The sequence below is a fragment of the Marseilla massiliensis genome, from assembly GCF_023336985.1.
GTDB classification, from domain to species: domain Bacteria; phylum Bacteroidota; class Bacteroidia; order Bacteroidales; family Bacteroidaceae; genus Prevotella; species Prevotella intestinigallinarum.
The window spans coordinates 64,566-86,464 of record NZ_JAMBLP010000010.1 but is presented as its reverse complement, the minus strand read 5'-3'; the positions used below and the strand labels follow the sequence as shown (position 1 = coordinate 86,464).

12 protein-coding genes are annotated in these 21,899 nt (G+C 62.2%); 10 read left to right on the top strand and 2 right to left on the bottom strand.

The window, feature by feature from the left end:
- The first annotated feature begins 12 nt into the window (after positions 1–12).
- The 5 genes from murC (at position 13) to M3089_RS08785 (ending at position 5,608) form a co-directional block, all read left to right on the top strand.
- Positions 13–1,395, top strand: a complete 1,383-nt coding sequence (gene murC, locus M3089_RS08805; RefSeq protein ID WP_249083436.1) for a UDP-N-acetylmuramate--L-alanine ligase — start codon at positions 13–15, stop codon at positions 1,393–1,395.
- 31 nt (positions 1,396–1,426) lie between these two features.
- A complete protein-coding gene (locus tag M3089_RS08800) occupies positions 1,427–2,209 on the top strand; it encodes a cell division protein FtsQ/DivIB (protein ID WP_317236430.1) in 783 nt (260 codons plus the stop codon).
- A gap of 39 nt (positions 2,210–2,248) precedes the next feature.
- On the top strand, positions 2,249–3,697 hold the full coding sequence (gene ftsA, locus M3089_RS08795; protein ID WP_205111561.1) for a cell division protein FtsA: 1,449 nt from the start codon (positions 2,249–2,251) through the stop codon (positions 3,695–3,697).
- Between the two features lie 73 nt (positions 3,698–3,770).
- Positions 3,771–5,114 carry a cell division protein FtsZ gene (gene ftsZ / locus M3089_RS08790; protein ID WP_205111563.1) on the top strand — a complete coding sequence of 448 codons (1,344 nt, stop codon included), beginning with the start codon at positions 3,771–3,773 and terminating at the stop codon, positions 5,112–5,114.
- Positions 5,115–5,158: 44 nt separating this feature from the next.
- Entirely contained in the window at positions 5,159–5,608 is a 450-nt protein-coding gene (locus M3089_RS08785; RefSeq protein WP_205111555.1) for a GatB/YqeY domain-containing protein, read from the top strand.
- A gap of 416 nt (positions 5,609–6,024) precedes the next feature.
- Here the strand turns inward: M3089_RS08785 and M3089_RS08780 are convergent, their stop codons facing one another.
- Positions 6,025–7,398, bottom strand: a complete 1,374-nt coding sequence (locus M3089_RS08780) for a cytidylate kinase family protein (protein WP_249083435.1) — start codon at positions 7,396–7,398, stop codon at positions 6,025–6,027.
- 487 nt (positions 7,399–7,885) lie between these two features.
- Positions 7,886–9,013: a leucine-rich repeat domain-containing protein gene (locus M3089_RS08775; protein ID WP_249083434.1), complete on the bottom strand. Its 1,128-nt coding sequence runs from the start codon at positions 9,011–9,013 to the stop codon at positions 7,886–7,888.
- A 602-nt stretch (positions 9,014–9,615) separates the two neighbouring features.
- Between M3089_RS08775 and gpmI the strand changes: the two genes are divergently transcribed.
- The 5 genes from gpmI (at position 9,616) to M3089_RS08750 (ending at position 21,716) form a co-directional block, all read left to right on the top strand.
- Positions 9,616–11,139 (top strand): 2,3-bisphosphoglycerate-independent phosphoglycerate mutase, encoded by a 1,524-nt coding sequence (gene gpmI, locus M3089_RS08770; protein ID WP_205110891.1) that lies wholly within the window; start codon positions 9,616–9,618, stop codon positions 11,137–11,139.
- Between the two features lie 357 nt (positions 11,140–11,496).
- A complete protein-coding gene (locus M3089_RS08765) occupies positions 11,497–14,079 on the top strand; it encodes an RHS repeat domain-containing protein (RefSeq protein ID WP_249083432.1) in 2,583 nt (860 codons plus the stop codon).
- A 206-nt stretch (positions 14,080–14,285) separates the two neighbouring features.
- Positions 14,286–17,423 (top strand): rhamnogalacturonan endolyase family protein, encoded by a 3,138-nt coding sequence (locus tag M3089_RS08760; RefSeq protein WP_249083430.1) that lies wholly within the window; start codon positions 14,286–14,288, stop codon positions 17,421–17,423.
- A 214-nt stretch (positions 17,424–17,637) separates the two neighbouring features.
- Entirely contained in the window at positions 17,638–19,497 is a 1,860-nt protein-coding gene (locus M3089_RS08755) for a hypothetical protein (protein ID WP_249083428.1), read from the top strand.
- A 59-nt stretch (positions 19,498–19,556) separates the two neighbouring features.
- Complete coding sequence (locus tag M3089_RS08750; RefSeq protein ID WP_249083426.1) at positions 19,557–21,716, top strand: S8 family serine peptidase; 2,160 nt, start codon at positions 19,557–19,559, stop codon at positions 21,714–21,716.
- Positions 21,717–21,899: the final 183 nt, after the last annotated feature.

Genomic DNA, 21,899 nt, shown 5'->3' with positions numbered 1-21,899 from the left:
AAACTAACACAAATGGAACAGAAAGACATAAAGGCAGTTTACTTCATAGGCGCCGGCGGCATAGGCATGAGCGCCCTGGCACGCTACTTCATGGCCCGCGGGCTGGTGGTGGCCGGATACGACAAGACGCCCACGCCGCTCACAAGGCAGCTCGAGCGCGAGGGGATGCTGCTGCACTACGAGGAGAACACCGACGAGATACCCCACGTGTGCAAGAACAGCAAGGCCTGCCTCGTGGTGTACACCCCGGCCATACCCGCCGACCACGCCGAGCTGCGCTTCTTCCGCGACGGGGGCTTCTGCATAGAGAAGCGAGCCCAGGTGCTCGGCGAGCTCACGCGCTCGCACAAGGGCCTGTGCGTGGCAGGCACGCACGGCAAGACCACCACGTCGGCCATGTGTGCCCACATCATGCACCAGGGCCACCTCGACTGCAACGCCTTCCTCGGCGGCATAGCCAAGAACTACGGCACCAACTACATACTCAGCAAGAGCGACTACGTGGTCATCGAGGCCGACGAGTACGACCGCTCATTCCACTGGCTCAGCCCGTGGATAAGCGTGGTCACGGCCACCGACCCCGACCACCTCGACATATACGGCACCAAGGAGGCCTACCTCGAGAGCTTCAGTAAGTACACCTCGCTCATACAGCCGGGCGGGGCACTCATCATGCACACGGGGCTCGAGATGCAGCCCCGCCTGCAGCAGGGAGTGGAGCTGTACACCTACGGGCGCGACGCCGGCGACTTCCATGCCGAGAACATAAGCATCGAGGGCGGCGAGATAACGTTCGACTTCGTGTCGCCCGCAGGCCGCGTGGCGGGCGTCAGGCTGGGCCAGCCCGTGCCCATCAACATCGACAACGGGGTGGCCGCCATGGCCATGGCACAGCTGGCCGGGTGCACCGCCGACGAGCTGCTCTACGGCATGGCCACCTACGGGGGCGTCGACCGCCGCTTCGACTTCAAGATACGCACGCCCAGGCTCGTGCTGCTCAGCGACTACGCACACCACCCGAAGGAGATACAGCAGAGCGTGGCCAGCCTGCGCGAGCTGTACGCCGACAGGCACATCACAGCCATATTCCAGCCCCACCTCTACTCGCGCACACGCGACTTCTACGCCGACTTCGCCCGCAGCCTGAGCCTGCTGGACAACGTGGTGCTCTGCGACATCTACCCGGCGCGCGAGCAACCCATCCCAGGGGTGACCTCGAAGCTCATCTACGACAACCTGGCCGAGGGCGTGGGCAAGGAGATGATAAGCAAGGACGAGGTGCCCGACTATGTCAGGACCCACGACTTCGACGTGCTCGTGGTGCTCGGGGCGGGCGACATCGACAGCTACATGCCCCAGATAACCAAGATACTGCAAGAAAGGACAAAAGACTGAGCCGCCCCACGGCGGCTACGGCGACATGCCAATGATGATGAAGCTAAACTGGAAGAAAACAGCCCTGGGCGCCCTGAGCGCCGCCCTCGCCGCATACCTGCTGCTGGCCGTCACCGCATTCAACAAGCCGCAAGGCAAGGCCACGGTGTGCACGCAGGTGAAAATCAACATTGCCGACAGCTCGGTCGACGGCTTCCTCGACGCCGACGAGATAAAGCGCATGCTGCAGGGCAAGGGCATCTACCCGCTGGGCAGGCCCATGGCGGCGGTCGACACGCGACTCATCGAGGAGACGCTGCGCCGCAGCCCGTTCGTGGCCGGGGCCGAGGTGTACAAGACCGACGGCGGCTTTGTGTGCATAGACCTCAGCCAGCGCACGCCCGTGGTGCGCGTCAAGTCGGCGTCGGGCGACGACTACTACGTCGACAACCACGGGGGCATCATGGCCAACACGCGCTACGTGAGCGACATCGTCGTGGCCACGGGCCCCATAAGCCGCGCATACGCCAAGCGCGTGCTCACCAGGATAGGCAACACCATAGCCTCCGACAAGTTCTGGCAGAGCCAGGTGGTGCAGCTCAACGTGCTCGCCGACGGCTCGATAGAGATGGTGCCGCGCGTGGGCGACAACATAGTGTACCTCGGAAGGCCCGTGGGCGTGCAGCGTAAGCTCGACAGGCTGCGCAAGTTTTACAAGTACGGGCTCAGCCGCGTGGGCTGGGACAGGTATTCGTACATAAGCCTCGAGTTCGACAACCAGATTATCTGCAAGAAGCGGCAGGCCCCGGCGCCGGTGCAGGCACCCGCCGAGTGACAACGACACCAAAACCGACAACAAGAAAAAGAAATAATGATGGCAGCAAAGGATTTTATAGTGGCAATAGAGCTCGGCTCTTCGAAGATGACCGGAATAGCCGGGAAGAAGAACCTTGACGGCAGCATCAACGTGCTGGCCGTGGTCAGGGAAGACTCCTCGTCGTTCATCCGCAAGGGCGTCGTCTACAACATCGACAAGACCGCGCTATGCCTGACCAACATAGTGAGCAAGCTCACGGCGCAGCTCAAGACCGAAATCACCCAGGTGTATGTGGGCGTTGGCGGCCAGTCCATACGCAGCGTGCGCAACGTGATAGCCCGCGACCTGCCGGCAGGCACCAAGGTCACGCAAGACATGGTTATCGAACTGATGGACGCCAACCGCAACATGAAATACCCCGACCAGGAGATACTCGACGCCGCCGTGCAGGAGTACCGCGTAGACACGCAGCTGCAGCTCGACCCGGTGGGCATACAGTGCTCGCGGCTCGAGGGCAACTTCCTCAACATCCTCGAGCGCAAGGCGTTCTACAAGAACCTCAACAAGTGCTTCGAGACAGCCGGCATCAACGTGGCCGAGATGTACCTCGCGCCGCTCGCGCTGGCCGACAGCGTGCTCACCGAGGCCGAGCGCCGCTCGGGGTGCGTGCTGGTCGACATGGGGGCCGACACCACCACCGTGGCCGTGTTCAGCAAAAACATACTCAGGCACCTGGCCGTCATACCGCTGGGCTCGGCAAACATCACCAAGGACATAGCCTCGCTGCAGATGGAGGAGGCCGACGCCGAGAAGATGAAGCTGAAGTATGGCAGCGCATACACCGACAACACCGACATCGACAACTCGCTCAAGCTGCCCATAGACGCCGACCGCAGCGTCGAGAGCCGCAAGTTTGTGGAGATTGTCGAGGGCCGGCTCGAGGAGATAATAGAGAACGTGTGGTACCAGATACCGTCGGAATACTACGACAAGCTGCTTGGCGGCATCATCCTCACCGGCGGCGGCTCGAACATGAAGAACATCGAGCGGGCCTTCATGAACCACACCCACGTGGAGAAGATAAGGGTGGCCAAGTTTGTCACCCACACCATACACTCCACCAACCCCGACATAACGGTGAAGAACGGCACCATGAACACCGTGCTCGGGCTGCTTGCCAAGGGCGACATCAACTGCGCCGGGGGCGAGGTGGTGCCCGGCGGCGACATCTTCACCTCGGCCAAGCCGGCCCAGAGCGCCAGCGAGCAGCCGCCCAAGGCGCGCCAGCCCCACGAGATACAGCCGGGCGTGGTGCAGACCGAGGCCGAGAAAAGGCAGGCCGAGGAGGAGGCCCGCCTGAAGCGCGAAGAGGAGGAGAGGCTGGCCCAGGAGCGCGAGCAGGAGGAGAAAAGGCGCCTTGAGGAGGAGAAGAAGCAGAACAGCCCGCTCCACAAGTTCATCAAGCGCATCAAGGACATCGGCCGCGTCATCATCTCCGAAGAGTGAGGCCCAGAGCCGGGCGCAGCCCCGCCGGGGGCGCCGCGCCCACCATCCATAACCCGTAACAACAATGAAAGATATGGCAGACAACAGCAATTACCCAAACAACATAGTTGACTTCGGAGCTCCCGAGAAGGAGCACAGCATAATAAAGGTCATCGGCGTGGGAGGCGGCGGAGGCAACGCCGTCAACCACATGTACCGCGAGGGCATACACGACGTGACCTTCGTGCTCTGCAACACCGACAACCAGGCGCTCAACGACTCGCCAGTGCCGGTGCACCTGCAGCTCGGCAAGGAGGGCCTCGGGGCCGGCAACAGGCCCGAGCGCGCCCGCCAGGCTGCCGAGGAGAGCCTCGACGACATCAAGGCCATGCTCAGCGACGGCACCAAGATGGCGTTCATCACCGCCGGCATGGGCGGCGGCACCGGCACCGGCGCCGCCCCGGTGATAGCCCGCGTGAGCAAGGAGATGGGCATACTCACCGTGGGCATTGTCACCATCCCGTTCCGCTTCGAGGGCGCCCGCAAGATTGACCAGGCCCTCGACGGCGTGGAGGAGATGGCCAAGCACGTCGACGCGCTGCTCGTAATCAACAACGAGCGGCTGCGCGAGATATACCCCGAGCTCACCGTGCTCGACGCCTTCGGCAAGGCCGACGACACACTGAGCGTGGCGGCGCGCAGCATTGCCGAGATAATCACAGTGCACGGGCTCATCAACCTCGACTTCAACGACGTGAAGACCGTGCTCAAGGATGGCGGTGTGGCCATCATGAGCACCGGCTACGGCGAGGGCGAGGGCCGCGTGAAGAAGGCCATCGACGACGCGCTGAACTCGCCGCTGCTCAACGACAACGACGTGTTCAACTCGAAGAAAATACTGCTCAGCATATCGTTCTGCGGCGAAAACGACGGCAAGGACGGCCTGATGATGGAGGAAATGAACGACGTGAACGACTTCATGGCCAAGTTTGGCGGCGACTTCGAGATAAAGTGGGGGCTGGCCACCGACCCCGAGCTGGGCAAGAAGGTGAAGGTGACCATACTGGCCACGGGATTCGGCATAGAGAACGTGGAGGGAATGAACGGCCACCTCAAGCGCCACACGCAGGAAGACGCCAACCGCATGGCCGAGGAGCAGGAGAAGGCCGCCGAGCGCCAAGACCGCCGCAACCGCTACTATGGCAACGAGGCCGGCAGCATGAAGTACAAGCGCCGCCCGCACATTTACCTCTTCAGGCCGGAAGACCTTGACAACGACGACGTAATCTCGGCCGTAGAGCAGACGCCTACCTACAAGCGCACGCGCGAGATACTGGACAGCATACACTACCAGGCGGGCAACATGGCGCCCGACGTGCAGAAGCCCGACGACGACACGCCCGCCGAGCCGGTGCAAGGAACCATTAGGTTTGCATGAGCCGGGGCCCGTGGCCTAAGCCGTGCTAAATAAACTATACTATCATGACACTATTTGAACAAGTAAGCAAAGACATCGTTGCAGCAATGAAGGCCAAGGACAAGGTGCGCCTCGAGGCCCTGCGCAACATCAAGAAAGTGTTTCTCGAGGCCAAGACCGCCCCGGGAGCCAACGACACCCTCGAGGATGCAGACGCGATGAAGATACTGCAGAAGCTGGCCAAGCAGGGCCACGACTCTGCCGAGCTCTACGCCGGGCAGGGCCGCCAGGACCTGGCCGACGCCGAGCTGGCGCAGGTGGCCGTCATCGAGGGCTACCTGCCGCAGCCTCTCACGGCCGAAGAGATAGAGGCTGCCGTGCGCGACATCATAGCCCAGACGGGCGCACAGTCTGTCAAGGACATGGGCCGCGTGATGGGAGTGGCCTCGAAGCAGCTGGCGGGCCGCGCCGACGGCAAGTCAATCAGCGAGGCCGTCAAGAGGCTGCTGGCCTGACAATGGGCCGCAGGCCGCTGTCCCCCGCCATCCACGGGGGGCGTGACGGTATGAGGGCGGGCCGCACTTGGAGCTATCCGAGTGCGGCCCGCCTTGCTTTGTGCTCGCCCCCGTGGCGGGGCTTTGCCCCCAATTGGGCATCAGGGCCAAAAGTTTTTCTGCGTCAGTGATTACTTCATCAAGCCACCCTTTTGCCACAGCCTGCCCGGGTTGCCCGATTGCCCATGCCGGCCCTTTTGCCTGGTGGCGCTGTGGCCTGGCTCGGCCGGGGCGGCCCTCAGTGTGCCGTGGGGCGGGCGGGGGCCAGCGGCGCGCTGCCGCGGGGGCCGTTTTGCAGTGCGATGCGGGCCGTTTCGCGGTGTGATGCGGGCCGTTTTGCAACCCCAAACGCCGCTTGCCGTCCAACGCCCTGTGCGTCAGCGTGCTGGCCCGGTGTCGGCTGCGGCCTTGCGCGAGCGCTCCACCGCCCCGATGATGGTGGCCACCGCCCCCTCAATGCCCATGCGGTCGGTGTTCACCATCAGGTCGTAGGCAGCCGGCGAAGCCCACCTCACCCCCGTGTAGTGGCGGCAGTGGATGGCCCGCCCGCTGTTCACCCGCGCGGCCTTGCGCGCGGCCTCGTCGGTGCCTATGCCCAGCTGCCGGGCCACTCGCCGTGCGGCCTCGCCGGCGCCCGAGCCCACAAACGCCCTGACCACGTGGGGGTCGTCGCGCAGAATCCAGTTGGCCAGCCGCCCCACAATCACGCATTCGCCCTTTTGGGCCAGGCTCCTGATGGTGCGGCTCTGGCTCACGAAGATGGCGTCGTCCTTCGACGGGTTCATAGAGCGCGGTATGCCGCTGTCGGCAGCCACCATCTCCCACAGCCTCGCGGCCGAAATGTTCTGTTCGCTGCGCTCCACAAACTCGGGCGCATAGCCCATCTGCCTCGCCGTGATGTCTATCAGCTGGCGGTCGTAGCAGGGCCATCCCAGCCTCCGGGCCACCTCCTCGCCCACGGCGTCGCCCCCGCTGCCGTAAGTGCGGGCAATGGTCACCACGGTGTGGCCGCCCCAATAGTCGGGCGAGGGCGCCGCGCCGGCCTGCTGCCTGTGGGCCCCGGGTATGAGCAGGGCGTCGAGCCACGCTATGTGGGGTGAGAACACGCGCACCATCATGCCCACGTAAAACATGGATATGAGCGTGCCCGGGCCCACCATGGCCCAGTCCCACCGCCCGAAGAACACGAGCATGAACACCGAGCCCACGGCCACGAGCAGCGTGTCGGTGCATATCTTCACCCTGCTGAAGTCGCGGCCGCTAAACTTGGCGATGGCCAGCGGGAAGCCTTCGCCTGCCAGCATGAGCGAGTCGCAGCGCACCTCGAGGGCTATGCCGAAGGCCAGCACCGCGCCGCCCAGCAGCAGCTCGGCCAGCCGCAGAGGCAGGCCAATGGCTGGGGGCAAGTCGAATGGCACCTGCATGAAGCTCGTCAGCCACATGGTGAGGTCGGTGTAGAAGCCGAAGAGCAGCGACACGCCTATCTGCAGCCACTGCCTCCGCTCGAAGTCGCGGCGCAGCAGGGCCACCTGCGCCGTGATGAAGAACACGTGCATCAGCATGGTGAGCTGCCCCATGGTGAGCCCCATGCCCGGCACGAGCGACAGCACGTAGGGCGGCGCCGATATGGGCGACGACCCGAGGTTGGCCCTTATCGACAGCGACGTGCCGAAGGCTATTACAAAAAGTATCACCACAAACGCGGCGTAACGCCGCGCCCACTCCTGCCTGCTCCTTTTCCTTGTTTCCATTTTCCCATGTAATTTTATCCGGCTTTTGCCGCCTAAGATTCGGCAACGGCGGCAAAGCAGCTGCAAAATTACTCAAAAGAAGGCACTTGCATTGTTGTTTTGCATTGTGTTTAAACAAGTTTAAACATCAGGGGCGGCCAGCGCCGGCGGCTGTGTTGGCGCGGCCTCACCCCGATTGCGGGTAGCACAGGCAGTCTGGCCTGCCGCGCCCATCATTTCGCCTGGGCCAAAAGCCGGCCCGCCGTGCCGATGCTTGGGCAATGGCTGTGCCTGCAGCTTGTTAGCCCGGCACGGCGACCACACCGCCTCGAGGCAGAGTACTATGGTAGGTGCATGCCTATTTGTTATGTGGAATATAAAGCTCTGCTGCCTGTTCTTGGCCGTGTGTGTCAGCGGCGGTTGCGGCCGAGGTGGCGTGGCCCATGGCAATGCCGCCAAACCATGGCGCATACGTGCCGCATGTTATTCAGCGTTGCCCACGCTGGCCTTATTTTACAGTGAGCTTGGCCGACAAGCCCCTTGCCTTCAGGATGTAAGTCCCGGTTGGCAGCTTGGCCGTGCCGTTGCCGCCGCAATACAGCTTCACGCCCCCGGCAGAATAAATCTCGGCCGTCTCGCCATGCTCCAGGCCGCTTATCTCGATGCCCCCGTCCACGCTGTGTGCCTCAGGCCCGGTTTGCCGGTTGGCGCCGATGGCCGATGGCTCCATTTCAACGATGTTTTTGAACCGTCCCCAGCCGGGCGCCATCCAGTAGTCCGAGTAAGTGCCTTTGGGCACATAGAGAATGCAGCTGCCCGTAGGCACATTGTAGAACACGCCTCCGTTGAGCCCTTCGGTGGTTTGTGGCGGTGTCATGCTGTGGCACGTAATGCTCAGCAAATGCTCGCAGCTTTCAAACGCGCTGCCCTCAACCTTCTCCAAAGATTGCGGCAGTGTGATTTCGTAGAGGTTGTCGCAACAGCTGAAAGCCTTGCCTCCAATGGTCTTGACGCCTTCAGGCACGGTGTATTTTTTTGCCTTCATGTTTGGGTATGATAGCAGTGTGGTCATGGCTTTGTCGTACAGCACCCCGTCGGGCGAGGCAAAGTTCTTGTTGTTTTCAGACACAACAAACTCTCTCATGCGGTCGCATGTGTTTATGGAATGGCCATACGCGTTCTGCGGGTTGACAAATGCTTCATATGAAAAGCTGACGAGCTGGTCGCCGATGACAATCTTCTCGAGATTGTATGCTTGATAGAATGCCTGGTTCTTCACATACAGCAGCGAGTTTGGCAGTACCAGGGTGTGCACCTCGCAGTTGCTGAAGTTGCCGTTTCTTACGGTGTTGTTTTCTGTGTATGTCGACGTTCCGAAGCTTCCGCTGGCCAGAATCGTGGCATCCGACAGGTCGAGCGTCTCCAGGTTGTCCATGTTCCTTATGTCATAAAGGTCGGTCCCGTTGATGTAGCCCGATATTGTCAGAGACTTGATTTGGTCAAACTTTGATTTCTCTATTTTCGATTCAAGTGTTCCGGCTTCGTCAAGGTGCACCCTGACATCTTGCGCGCATACGCTTGCCGCCGTGGCCACCAGGAGCAGGCCCGCGCCGAGTAGTCTTTTGTGTTTAGTCATAATGATAATCGAATGTTTATTGGTTTGATTCGGAATGAAGTTTGTTTTCAGGTTCATGTCAACGCTGCAAAAATACAGAAAATATCCGGCATGTATACTTGGCGCTCATTTTGAAGCGCTGGCGTTTATTGTTTTTTAACGTTGCTTCCGGCCCGTTGCCCTTCCATAGGCTTGTGCAAGTGCAATTGGCCTTGCCCGCCGGTTGTGTGGCTGTTGCCAGAGGCGCGCCCCGCCAGCGTTGCCCCGGCTGCAGTTTGGCCTTGGCCCGCGTCCATGGCCTGCCGCGCCATCGGGTCGGGCAGGGCCGGGCAGGCTGCTGTCAGCCAGTCGTTTGGGTGCTGTCTCGGGCTGTGCCACCAGTCGGCATGGGCCTCACGCCCAACGCGGCCATGCCTCATCGCAGGTGGCCGCGGCCGTCGGCGTGGCGTGCCGTAATGTGGGCCGCGGCCGGAAAAGGCCCCTTGGCGGCGGTGGCGAAAGCAGCCCTGGGCCAATCAAAACAGTTTATTAACTCTTAATTCTTCATTAATTTTTGCCTACTTGGCGCGAAAGTTGTAACTTTGCGGGCAAAAGATTGATATTAATATATAAGGAATAAGACTATGGCAAAGAAAGCACTGCTGATGATCCTCGACGGATGGGGCATCGGCAAACACGGCGAGGGTGACGTGATCTATAACACCCCAACTCCATACCTCGACTATCTTACGGCCGTGAGCGCCCACTCGCAGCTCCAGGCCTCGGGCGAAGACGTTGGCCTGCCCGACGGACAGATGGGCAACTCTGAGGTGGGCCACCTCAACATAGGCGCCGGCCGCATAGTATACCAGGACCTCGTGAAGATCAACCGCGCCTGCAAGGACGGCTCGATAATGCAGAATCCCGAGATTGTCAGCGCGTACACATACGCCAAGGACAACGGCAAGAAGCTCCACCTGATGGGCCTCACCTCCAACGGAGGCGTGCACTCGTCGCTCGACCACCTGTACAAGCTCATCGAGATTGCCCGCGAATACGGCCTTGAGCAGACCTACGTGCACTGCTTCATGGACGGCCGCGACACCGACCCGAAGAGCGGCGTGGGCTTCATCCGCGACCTGCAGGCACACTGCCAGGCCAACGGCGCCCACATAGCCGGCATCGTGGGCCGCTTCTACGCCATGGACCGCGACAAGCGCTGGGCCCGCGTGAAGGAGGCCTACGACCTGCTCGTGGAGGGCAAGGGCAAGCAGTCGGCCGACATGGTCAAGGCCATGGAGGAGAGCTACGCCGAGGGCGTGACTGACGAATTTGTGAAGCCGATATGCAACTCGGCTGTCGACGGTACCATACAGGAGGGCGACGTGGTGATATTCTTCAACTTCCGCAACGACCGCGCCAAGGAGCTCACCCAGGTGCTCACCCAGCAGGACATGCCCGACGAGGGGATGCACACCATCAAGGGGCTGCAGTACTACTGCATGACGCCCTACGACGCATCGTTCACCGGCGTGCACATACTCTTCCCCAAGGAGAATGTGGAGGACACTCTGGGCGAGTATCTCAGCAAGCAGGGCAAGCGCCAGCTCCACACGGCCGAGACGGAGAAGTATGCCCACGTGACGTTCTTCTTCAACGGAGGCCGCGAGAAGCCTTTCGAGGGCGAAGACCGAATACTCGTGCCCTCGCCCAAGGTGGCCACATACGACCTCAAGCCCGAGATGAGCGCCTACGAGGTGAAGGACAGGCTCGTGGGAGCCATCGCCACGCAGCAGTACGACTTCATCGTGGTGAACTTCGCCAACGGCGACATGGTGGGCCACACCGGCGTGTACAACGCCATAGCCAAGGCCGTGCACGCCGTAGACAACTGTGTGCGCGAGGTGATTGAGGCTGCCAAGGCCAACGGCTACGAGGCCATCATCATTGCCGACCACGGCAACGCCGACAACGCCATCAACGCCGACGGCACGCCCAACACGGCCCACTCGCTCAACCCCGTGCCCTTCATCTACGTGACCGACAACAACAGCGCCACCGTGAAAAACGGCCGCCTGGCCGACGTGGCACCGTCGATACTGCACATCATGGGCCTGGAGCAGCCTGCCGACATGACCGGAGAGAACCTCATCTCGGACAACCGATAGGCGTTTGGTCCTGCCGGATGGTTTTTAATGATATTTCATCAGCCGCCACGGTGCCGCCTTCATGGCCCGTGGCGGCTGTGTTTGTGTGCGCTCCCAGGCTGTAGCCGGCCCCACGTGGGGTGGTAGGATGGGCTGAATGGGCATTTGATATGTTAGTCAATAATACGTATTTATACGACGATAGTTCGGTATTATTGGTTGATTTTACACTTGATTAAGCTTTTTTGCCCTTATTGCATCGTTTGCCTTGATTTAAGTCAAGTATTTCGCGGGGGTGTAATAAATATTGAATACTTTTAAAGTTACTGTTGTTTTTATTCGCTATATTGCGTGGCGAAACTCTAAAACCGATGGATTATGGTAAAACATTTTCTTTATTCCTCGCTCGCAGCTCTGGCGTTTTCCTTTGCTGTAGACGCAACCGCCCAGACGGCATACGTAGGACTGGCTTCCACGCCGTCGTCTTCAAGCAACCTGGGCAACGAAGGACGCATAGTGTCTTTCGACGTCAACAACCTGGCAGAACTCACAGGTGAGTATTGCAAGATGCCGACCTACACCGACGGGATGTATATCTCGGCCGACTACTACATCAAGGCAGGCGCCTCGGTGGGCGATAAATATTACGCTTACGTGGTCTCGGATGGCGACGACGAGGCCTCGAGCTTCTTCGGGACGCTGAATTTCGAGACCAACGAGATAGGCAAGATAACCGAAGGCCCGATAGCCACCAAGGTGTCCGACATGACCTATGACGCCACCACCGAGACGATGTATGCCGTGAATCCCGGTTCCGACGGCACCGAGGTCTATACGGTCAACCTGTCAGACGGTTCGCTCAAGCAGGCATTCACGCTCGACGGCGTGTCTGTGGTAGCCATAGCTGCCGACGGCAAGGGCACGCTCTATGGCGTGATCAACAACGAGGTGGATGGCGGCCTCTTCAATGTGAGCGTCGACCTTTCGCTCTGCACCATCGACCCGGCATCCGGCACATTCAACGAGACGCGCGACATCTCGTCGGAGTCGGGGCTGCTCTCGGGAGTGATGGCCAGCACCATGGACTATTACGACGGCAAGCTGTACCTGATCTACAGCACGGGGTCGAGCAAGATTGTGGCCTTCGACCCTGCCTCGGAGGCAGAGATACCCGAGGCGGTGAAGTGCCCCGTGACCTCGAGGCTGGGCGGACTGACGTTCATCAAGTCTACCGAGGGCGGTCAGGTGGAAGAGCCCACCAAGCCCGAAGACACAGGCCTGCGCGCCACATGCGTCGAGGTGTATGGCGACGCCATGGGCATCTCGGGCGACAACGTGTCGAAGCGCACAATCACATACTACGACCGCTACAACAACCCCGTGCGCAGCGCACAGTACGGAATGTTCACCGCCCTGGGCGGAAAGAGCTCATGGCAGATAATGTACTATACCAAGTATGACTACAACGACGCCCACCAGCTGGTAAGCAAGCATTCGGAGTTCATCCAGATGGACAGCGAGGCGCAGGGAGACTTCCACTACAAGTCGAACAACGACACCGTCAACTATGAGTACGACGCCGAGGGCAGGCTCGCCAAGGAGACCACCCTGGCCGATGGCTCATACATCGCCTACGAATACGACGGTGCCGGCCAGCTCGTGAAGAAGACCACGTCGAAGCCCGACCGCTTCATGAACAACGGCGGCGAGCCCCTCATCTCGACAGAGACATACTCAGACTTCGTGGGCTTCGACAAGCCGCAGACAATCGTCGGCGACGGTTTCTGGAGCTCGGACAAGTTCTGGACCGTGGTTGAATACGACTCCGAGAACCACAAGGTGAAGGCAACCAAGTATGATGACGCCGAGAAGACCGAGGCCTCAGAGGTTGAGCGCTGGACATGGCGCAACGACTCCATCGTGCAATACGACCGCGCCTACGTCTACGACGGCGAGGAGTCGCCCAACAACCGCATTGTCTACGAGTGTGTCGATGGCGACCCGTACCGTGTGCGCGAGGTGGCTTACATGAACGTGGGCGGCAATTGGCGCCCCAACGGCCTGCCCACCGTGACGTATTATACGCAGATGGTTCCCGACTATGTGGTCGAGGGAGTGACCGTAACCCCTGTTGAGGAAGGGCTCAACACGGCAGTGGTAAGCTTCGACGCGCCCTTGTTTGCAGTTGCCGACGGCGTGGTGTCGTTCGACATTTACCGTGAAGGCAACCTCATTGGCACCGTCGGTATGGACGAGGCTACCTACGACGAGGCTTCCGGCAAGGCCGTCATAAGCTTCACCGACAACGAAGTGCCCAACGGAACCTATGATTATTGGGTGCAGACAGTGGTGAAGACCGAGTCGACGGGCGACAGCGTGGCTTACAACGTGAGCGACCTCACCGACCACACCTACTTCATTGAGCTGCCGGCCGTAGAGGGCCTGAAGGCCGAATACGTCGACAGGTCGGACGGTTACGACAAGGTGCACTTCACATGGCAGGCACCCGAGGCCCGCAACGAGGCCCTGCGCTTCCGCTATGACAACATCTATGTGGTTGGGCGCGGCCAGGCCAATGCCGAGCTAAGCGGCATAGTGCCCATCACCGACAACATGTATGACATATACTTCGCCGACAACGTGCAAGACATCTACGTCGAGAGCGTCTACCACTTCGGCCGCGTATGCTCCGACACCATATCGGTTGACGTGAGCACCCTCGGCACACAGTCTATCGACGGCGTGCCCGCTGCAGCCGGCAACGGCAAGGTGACCGTGGGCGCAGGCCGCATAGCCATCGACGGCGTGGCCTCGTCAGTGGCCATTTACACCGCTGCCGGAGCCCTCGAGGCTTCCTACAACAACGTGAGCAGCGTAGACCTGGCCCACTTGCAGGCAGGCGTTTACGTGGCGCTGGTATATGTTGATGGCGAGGTGGTTGCCGTCAAGTTCAGCAAATAACCGCAATTGGTATTTGGATTGGTTAGGGAGTGCGCCGCTGCCAGGGCCTCCGCGCCAGGCGGCCGCTCTCCCTTTTCCGTCTTCAAGCCATCGTCCGGCGGGCGGCGCCAGCCCCCGGCAAGCGTGCGGCCAGTGGGTGCCGCTGCCTGCCGGGGCCTGACGCCTAACCGCATAAAGCATCAAATACAACCTAAAACAACCATTTTATGAACAGGATATATCTTATTTGCGTGCTGTTAGTGGCCTCCCTGCTCGGCGCATCGGCAGCCGGCGACACGGGCATCATCACCCTTTACGGGATGCAGAATTACACAGTGACGTCAATTTCGCCCAACGGCAAGTGGGCGGCAGGCTATTTCACCGACAGCGGAGGCGCCCAGCATGCCTTCAGGTGGAACCTTTCCACCGACCGCTGCGAGCTGCTCACGGGCAGCACGGAGGTGTCAAACGCCTTTGGCGTGTCTGACGACGGCATCGTGTCGGGCTGCTATCCCGATGACAGATACACGTCGAACGGAGCCACCGTCACCACCTGCGGCTACTACTCAGGCGGGCGGTGGCGCGCGCTGGAGCCCATCAGCGGCTTCGGTGCCGCCACTCACACCGAGTATGACGGCCAGGCCTACTGCGTGTCGGAAGGCGCCCACCTCATCGGGGGAGGCATTTACGACGCCAACGGCAAGTGGAAGGCCACCGTGTGGAAAGACGGCAAGGTGCACAAGGTGCTCGAAGGCACCGAGGGATGCGTCTACGACATCTCGGCCGACGGCACCAAGGCGGCCGGATGGGCATACAAGCCCGGCGGAAAGTCGTCGAGGCTGGCTGTGCTGTGGGACATCGAGACAGGGGCAGCCACCTATCTCAACGAGACCGGCAGCCCCTTCCACGTGGCCCAGAAGTTTTCGTCCGACGGCAAGCACCTGCTCCATGACACAGGCATCTACAACGTAGAGACAGGCGAGAACACCGACATCGGCTCATTGTCGACTATGCCTTATTCGCTGCAATACATGTGTATGGACGACAATCTCACCGTCTACGCCTACGAGCAGGACATGATGACTTACACATCCTACGGCTCTGTCTACACCGGCGGCAAGTTTGTGAAGCTCGACACCTACCTCGCTGAAAAGGGAGTAGACATGAGCAACCTGCCCGTGGTGTCGGCCCTCACCGTCACCGCAACGTCGGCCGACGGCAAGGTGCTTGCCATCTCAACCATGGACAAGAACAGGACAGAGCACCCCGTGGTGGTGCTTCTCGACCAGAACGTCGGCAACCGCGAGCCCGTGGGGCTGGCCGTGGCTCAGCTCGACGGCCTGATGGGCACCAGGCTCTCGTGGCAGAAGCCGCTGGGAGCCACCTCTGAGCCCACGGGCTACAACGTATACCGCAACGGAATCAAGCTGACGGCCCAGCCGCTGGCCGGCACCACGAGCTACATCGACACAGGCCTGGGCTCAGGCATGTACTCTTATGCCGTGACGGCCGTATATGGCACGGCAGAGTCGGCCAAGTCTGAAGCGGCCTCGCTGTGGCTTTCGGAGCCCACACCGTCGGCCCCACGCATGCTGACAGGCCGCCAGAAGGGCTTCAACAGCGTCTCCATCATGTGGTCAAGGCCTGCCACCAACCTTGTGTCGAAGGGGTATTACGACACCGAGGCCGACCTGCTGGGCTTTGGCGGCGGAGCCAATTCGTTTGAGTTTGCCATCAAGTACGACAAGGCCGAGATGGGCGCATACGGCGGCTACACCATCAGCAAGGTGGCGTTTGTGCCGCGTACCGCCCAGAAGGCGTGGGAACTGAAAATATATGACGGCGGCAAGCTTGTATGTTCGCAGCCCATCACCCAGCAGCTTGACTACGGCGTAGAGAACATTGTGGCGCTCGACAAGCCCGTGGCTGTGTCGTCGCTCACCGGCGACGTGATGTGCGCAATAGCCGTCACGGTAGACGACAGCCAGGCCAACACCAACGTCGTGGGCATGGACCAGGGCAATTGCGTGCCCGGCTACAGCGACTTGGTGCACCTGTCAACCGAGTCTGGCTTCTACTCGCTGTCCGACTCGTCGAAGGCCAACGGCTATCAGTTCGACATATCCTTCGCCCTTAGCATGGTGCTGAGCAAGGAAGGCGACACTGCCGGCATCGACGATGTGAAGCAGTACAGCGTGTATGCCGACGGCGCCTTGGTGGGCACGTCGACCACAACGTCGTATGTAGACCGCGGAGTGGCCGACGGCCACTATATATATACTGTCGAGGCTGAGTATGCCGACGGGCGTGTGTCGCAAGGCCCGGGCGTCAGTGTCGACGTGGCGGCCGACAAGAGCAGGCTCAAGCCCGTAGACAACGTCGATTGCTGGGGCGACAACCGCACCGTGGCCTTCAGCTGGCAGGAGCCCAAGGACGACGACGAGCAGGCCGTGGGCTACTGCGGCGAGGAGCCGGCCCAGGCCGTCGAAGGCACCAGCGCCACCGTTTATGGCTACCGTGCCCGCGTGGTTTACCCTGCCGAGAAGCTGAAGGGGCTGGACGGCTACGTCATCAGGCAGTTGCGCTACTACCCGATGAACAGCGCCATCTTCACGTTCATGATTTACAAAGACGGCGAGCTGCTGGCCACTGTCGAGCCCGATGAGCCTGTATACAAGCGGTGGAACACCGTCGACCTGGAGGAGCCGATAGTCATCGACGCCAATTCCGAGTACACGCTCGACCTCGACTGCTTCGACGGACTGAAAGACCAGGGCCCGCTGGCCATCGACCTGCTGCCGCAGATGTATGGCTTCGGCGACCTCGTTTCGCTCGACGACGGTGTGTCGTATGCCAGCCTTTCAAGCTCAAACGGCACCGGCAACTGGATGATGGGCCTCGTCGTGGCCGACCCCGCTGCCGCCACGCTGCCCATCGAGGGCTACACCGTGCGCCTTGACGGCGAAGACGTGGCCACGCTCGGGGCTTCGGAAACGAGCTATGAGCACGACTTCGGCCTGTCTGCCGACGAGAACGCAGAGCGCTCCGTGGCCGTCGTGGTCGACTACGGCACCTACGGAAAGGTTGAGGGCAAGCCCAACGCGTTCACCCTCGGCGGCGTTGCCGATGGCATCGACGATGCCGTCGTGGCCGACCTCAGCGTTTACCCCAACCCGGCCACAGACTATGTGACCGTTGAGGGGGCCGGTGTGAGCAGCCTGGCTGCCTACAGTCTCGGCGGCGCCCTCATGGGCAAGGCCGACGGCAACCGCCTCGACGTGTCGTCATACGCTCCGGGCCTGTATATACTCAAGGTGAGCGCCGGTGGCGAAGAGCATACGGTCAAGCTCACCGTGGTGCGCTGACTCTGTCTGAGGGCATGCAGCGCCGGGCGCCCCGGTGGTTCCCGGCGCCTGCGGCCCGCATGGTGATGAAGGTGCCCGGCAGTGTCACAGTGCAGCCTGCCGCGGCGTCTTCTTTTGTTATAGGCGGCCGCCCGGCCCGTGCCGGATGGCCGCAGGGCCCCCGGGGCCATGCCAATAAAGCACATAACCCAGTCTTAACCAACCACTATTAGCAATGAAGAAACTTATGCTCTCGCTCTGCTTGTCGCTTGCCTGCGCGGCCGCGGCCATGGCAGACACCTATTTGGGCTATACCAATACCCACTTCGAGCGCACCGGAGGGGTGCGACTCGGAAACTCAGAGAAGCAGGGCCTTGCCATAAAACTGACCAGCGAGAAGCTCGACCGGCTGCGCGGCAAGCGCGTGCTCGGCGTACGCGCCGTGTTCGGAACGAGCAACATGGACGGCCTTGAGTTCTTTGTGGCCACGAGCCTCGACGGCGAGCCGCTTTACAGCCAGGCCTTCGGCGGAGGCTCACCGTCGTGGAAGGAGTTCCGTTTCGACACGCCGGTCGACATAGGCGACGCCGACGAGCTCTACGTGGGCTACACCCTCACCTGCATGCAGTCGTACAAGCCGCTCCAGTTTGACGGCTCCAAGGGCCTTTCAGGCCGCTCCTTCTATTACACCGGCTCGGGATGGCTCGACTGCCAGGGCAATGGCGCCGACCTCGGATGCCCAAACATACAGGTCATTGTCGACGATGCCGACTTCACCGACATCACCCTCAAAGACCTCTCGGCCGGGGGCTACTATGTGGCGGGGCAGACTTACGGCCACGGCGGCCAGGTGCTCAACTTCGGCACTGTGCCCATTGGCAGCTTCGACGTGAGCTTCAGCATTGGCGGCGGCGAGCCGCTGGTGCGCTCTTTCACCGGGCTGGACATTGCCCCGGGCCAGACGTTCGACTTCGACCTGGGCGAATATGCGGCCGGCGAGGCCGGCAACCTTGACTTCGAGCTTAGCGTCACGGCGGTCAACGGTGCCGCCACCGATGCCGACCCGGCCGACAACTCGGTGGCACAGGCCGTCTACGTATATCCGGCCGGCATGCGCCACAGCCTGTTGCTTGAGGGATTCACGGGGCAGATGTGTGACAACTGCCCCGCAGGCCACCAGGCCATAGCCGAGGCCCTTGCCTCCTACGGCGGCGATGTGGTCGAGGTGTTCCACCACGTTGGCTTCACGCCCGACGACTTCACCATGGCCGAAGAGTCGTTCTACCTCAATTTCTTCAGCGGGCAGCAAGGCTTCGCACCATCGTTCATGGTCAACCGCATGACGGCCACGGGCAACCAGGCCCCGGCCCAGTCGCCCACCGTGGGCAGCGTCATCGCCACGCTCATGCAGGCAGCCTCGGTGCAGCCCTATGTCAGCGTGGAGGTAAACACCGACTACGATGAGGCCAGGCGCCACGTCAAGGGCAGCGTCGACGTGTTCACCCACGTCATGCCCGACGCCGACACCGTGATGGTGTCGCTCTTCGTCGTGCAAGACTCCATCTTGACATACCAGGTGAACGGCGGCAGCGCCTATGCCCACCGCTATGCCTACCGCGGCAGCCTCTACGGCCAGGTGGGCGTGCGCGCCGACTTGGCTGAGGGCGCCACGGTGTCGCTGCCTGTCGACTATGTGCTTCCCGACGCCATACAGTCTACCTACAGCGGCACGCTCATACCCACCGACCCCGACAGGATGTACCTCGTGGCCATTGTAAGCCGCTATCTCATCGCCCCCGACGGCACCTACGACTGCCCTGTCTACAATGCGGCCATGGTGCCGATGTGCGCCGACAACCACACCGCAGGCATTGGCGGCGTGGCCTCGGCCCCAGACCTGGCCCCGGTGGTGGCGGTCGACGGCGGTCGTGTCAGCGTGTCGGGCGATTGCAGCCGTGCCGAAGTGTTCGACTCGGCCGGACGCCTGGTGCGCTCGGGCAGCGGCGGCTCCGTGTTCAGCCTGCCCAGCGGGCTCTACGTGGTGCGCGCCTCGGGCTGTGGCGGCTCCGTTGTGCGCAAGGTCGCCGTCAGGTGAGCTGCCCCTCGGCCTGCCATGCAAATGTATAAACAGAAAGGAAACATAACTCGCAAATCATGTTACGACAGATATTCGCATTGCTTATCGCGGCCTGCCTTTGCCAGCAGCCGTGGGCCCAGTCAAAGCTCTCGCCCGCAGCCCGCCACCTCGTGGCCGGGCTTGCCTCGGGCCAAGCGTCCACGCGTGCCTCGGCCGGGGCCACCGTGTCGGCCTATGTCCACCTTGCGCCCGGCGCCGACGTCTCTGCCTTGGAGCGGCTCGGGGCCACGGTCAACCTGCGCTGCGGCGACATTGCCACGGCGCGCATACCCGCTGGCGCGCTTGAGGCCGCGGCCTCGCTGCCCGGCGTGGCCTATGTGCAGACGGCCGTGCCCGTGGCCCGCATGATGGACATTGTGCGCCCGGCGGTCGGGGCCGACCTCGTGCAGGCCGGCAGCGGCCTGCCCCGGCCTTTCACGGGCAGGGGAGTGGTAGTGGGCATAATCGACGCCGGGTTCGACTATACACACCCCAACTTCCGCACGCCATCCGGCGAGCTGCGCATCAGGCGCGTGTGGGAGCAGGGCTACGGCGGGGGCACGCCGCCCGAGGGCTTCAGCTACGGCAGCGAGCTGGCGGAGCCCGGGCAGATACTTGCCGCCGGCGGCGATGTGGCGTCGGGCTCCCACGGCACCCATGTGGCCGGCATTGCTGCCGGGTCTGACGGCACTGGGGGGGCATACCTCGGCATAGCGCCCGATGCCGACATCGTGCTCGTGAGCATATCGGGCGCCGACACCGAGACCAACGTCAACATATCCGACGCCATGGCCTACATCTACCGCTATGCCGAGTCGGTGGGCAAGCCTTGTGTCATCAACGTCAGCCTCGGGGTGCAGGCCGGGCCGCACGACGGCACGTCGACTTTCGACACGCTGGCCGACGCCATGCTCGGCCCCGGACGGCTGCTTGTGGGCTCGGTGGGCAACTTCGGAGGCATCAACTTCCACCTGTCGGGCGACTTCTCGGGGCCCGGCCCCGACACGCTGCGCACCTTTGTCGATTACAGGCAGGCGCTGACCACGGCCACGGCCGGCGGCGACATAGACATCTGGGGCGAGCCCGGCATGGACCTCAAGGTGTGCGTGTTCACCTACAGCACGTCGCGAGGTGAGATAGCCGACAGCTTTTCGGTGAGCCTGCCCGCCTCGGGCCAAGCCACGCCCGGCGTGTCGGCCGTGCTCAGTGGCTCCGTCGGCACCATGGCGGCCTACGGCGAGACAAGCCCGCTCAACGGCAAGCCCCACGTGCTTGTGACCTCGGGCGTCAGCCGTCTGCGCGCAGGCTATTCCGTTGGCCTGTGGGTTGTGTCGGCCTCTGAGGGCAAGGTCGACGTGTGGGCCGACGGCAACAAGCTCGGACTTACCTCCGGCGGCATTGACGGATGGGCCGAGGGCGACGACCTCAACTCGCCGGCCGAGATTGGCGGTACGGGCAGGGGAGTGATTTCCGTGGGCGCCTACGTCACCCGCAACGAGTTTGACACCGAGAACGTGGGCCACGTAGGCACCGGCGAGACCATGGGCGGCATAGCCTCGTTCTCCAGCCACGGGCCCACGGCCGACGGGCGGGTGAAGCCCGACGTGGCCGCGCCGGGCAGTGCCGTGGTGTCTTCGGCCTCGTCGCACGACGCCACGCTCTCTTCGCAGCCCGTGGCCCTGTACCAGCAGTACGGCGGGCTCGACTATGCCTACGCCTATATGCAGGGCACGTCGATGGCCGCCCCCGTGGTGACGGGCACCGTGGCCCAGTGGCTCGAGGCCTGCCCGGGCCTTTCGCCCGCCGACGTGCGGCGCATCATCGCCTCCACGTCGGTGTCCGACTCATTCACAGGCGACGTCGGCCCCGGTGGCGACTGCACCTGGGGGTTCGGCAAGCTCGACGCCATGGCGGGCATGCAGGCTGTGCTCGACTTTGCCTCAGGCCTGCCCGGTGTGGCCGCCGTGCCGTCTACGGTGGCCGTATGCCCGCTGGGCGGCGGCCGTGTGCGCATCGTTGCCCCGGCCGGGTCGGCCGTGAGCGTTGCCGTGAGCCGTGCCGACGGTGTGGCGGTCATGTCTGCCGACGGCGTGTCACCGGGCCATGTGGCCGACCTTTCGACCCTGCCTTCCGGCGTCTATGTGGTGCGCGCCTCGGCCGCTGCCGGCACGGCCTGCGCCAAGGTGGCCGTGCGCTGACAGCCCCCGTGGGGTTGCATCCGTAGTAGGCCGTGGCCTGCCTCGGGCCTGTGCCGCCCCGGCCTGCGGCGTGGCATGTTGCAATACGGCCCGTTTCGCATTGCGAAACGGGCCGTATCGTTTGCCTGTACGGGCCGTCCCGGCTTGCCGTATGGGCCTTTTGGCCGGCTGGGGGCGGGCCGG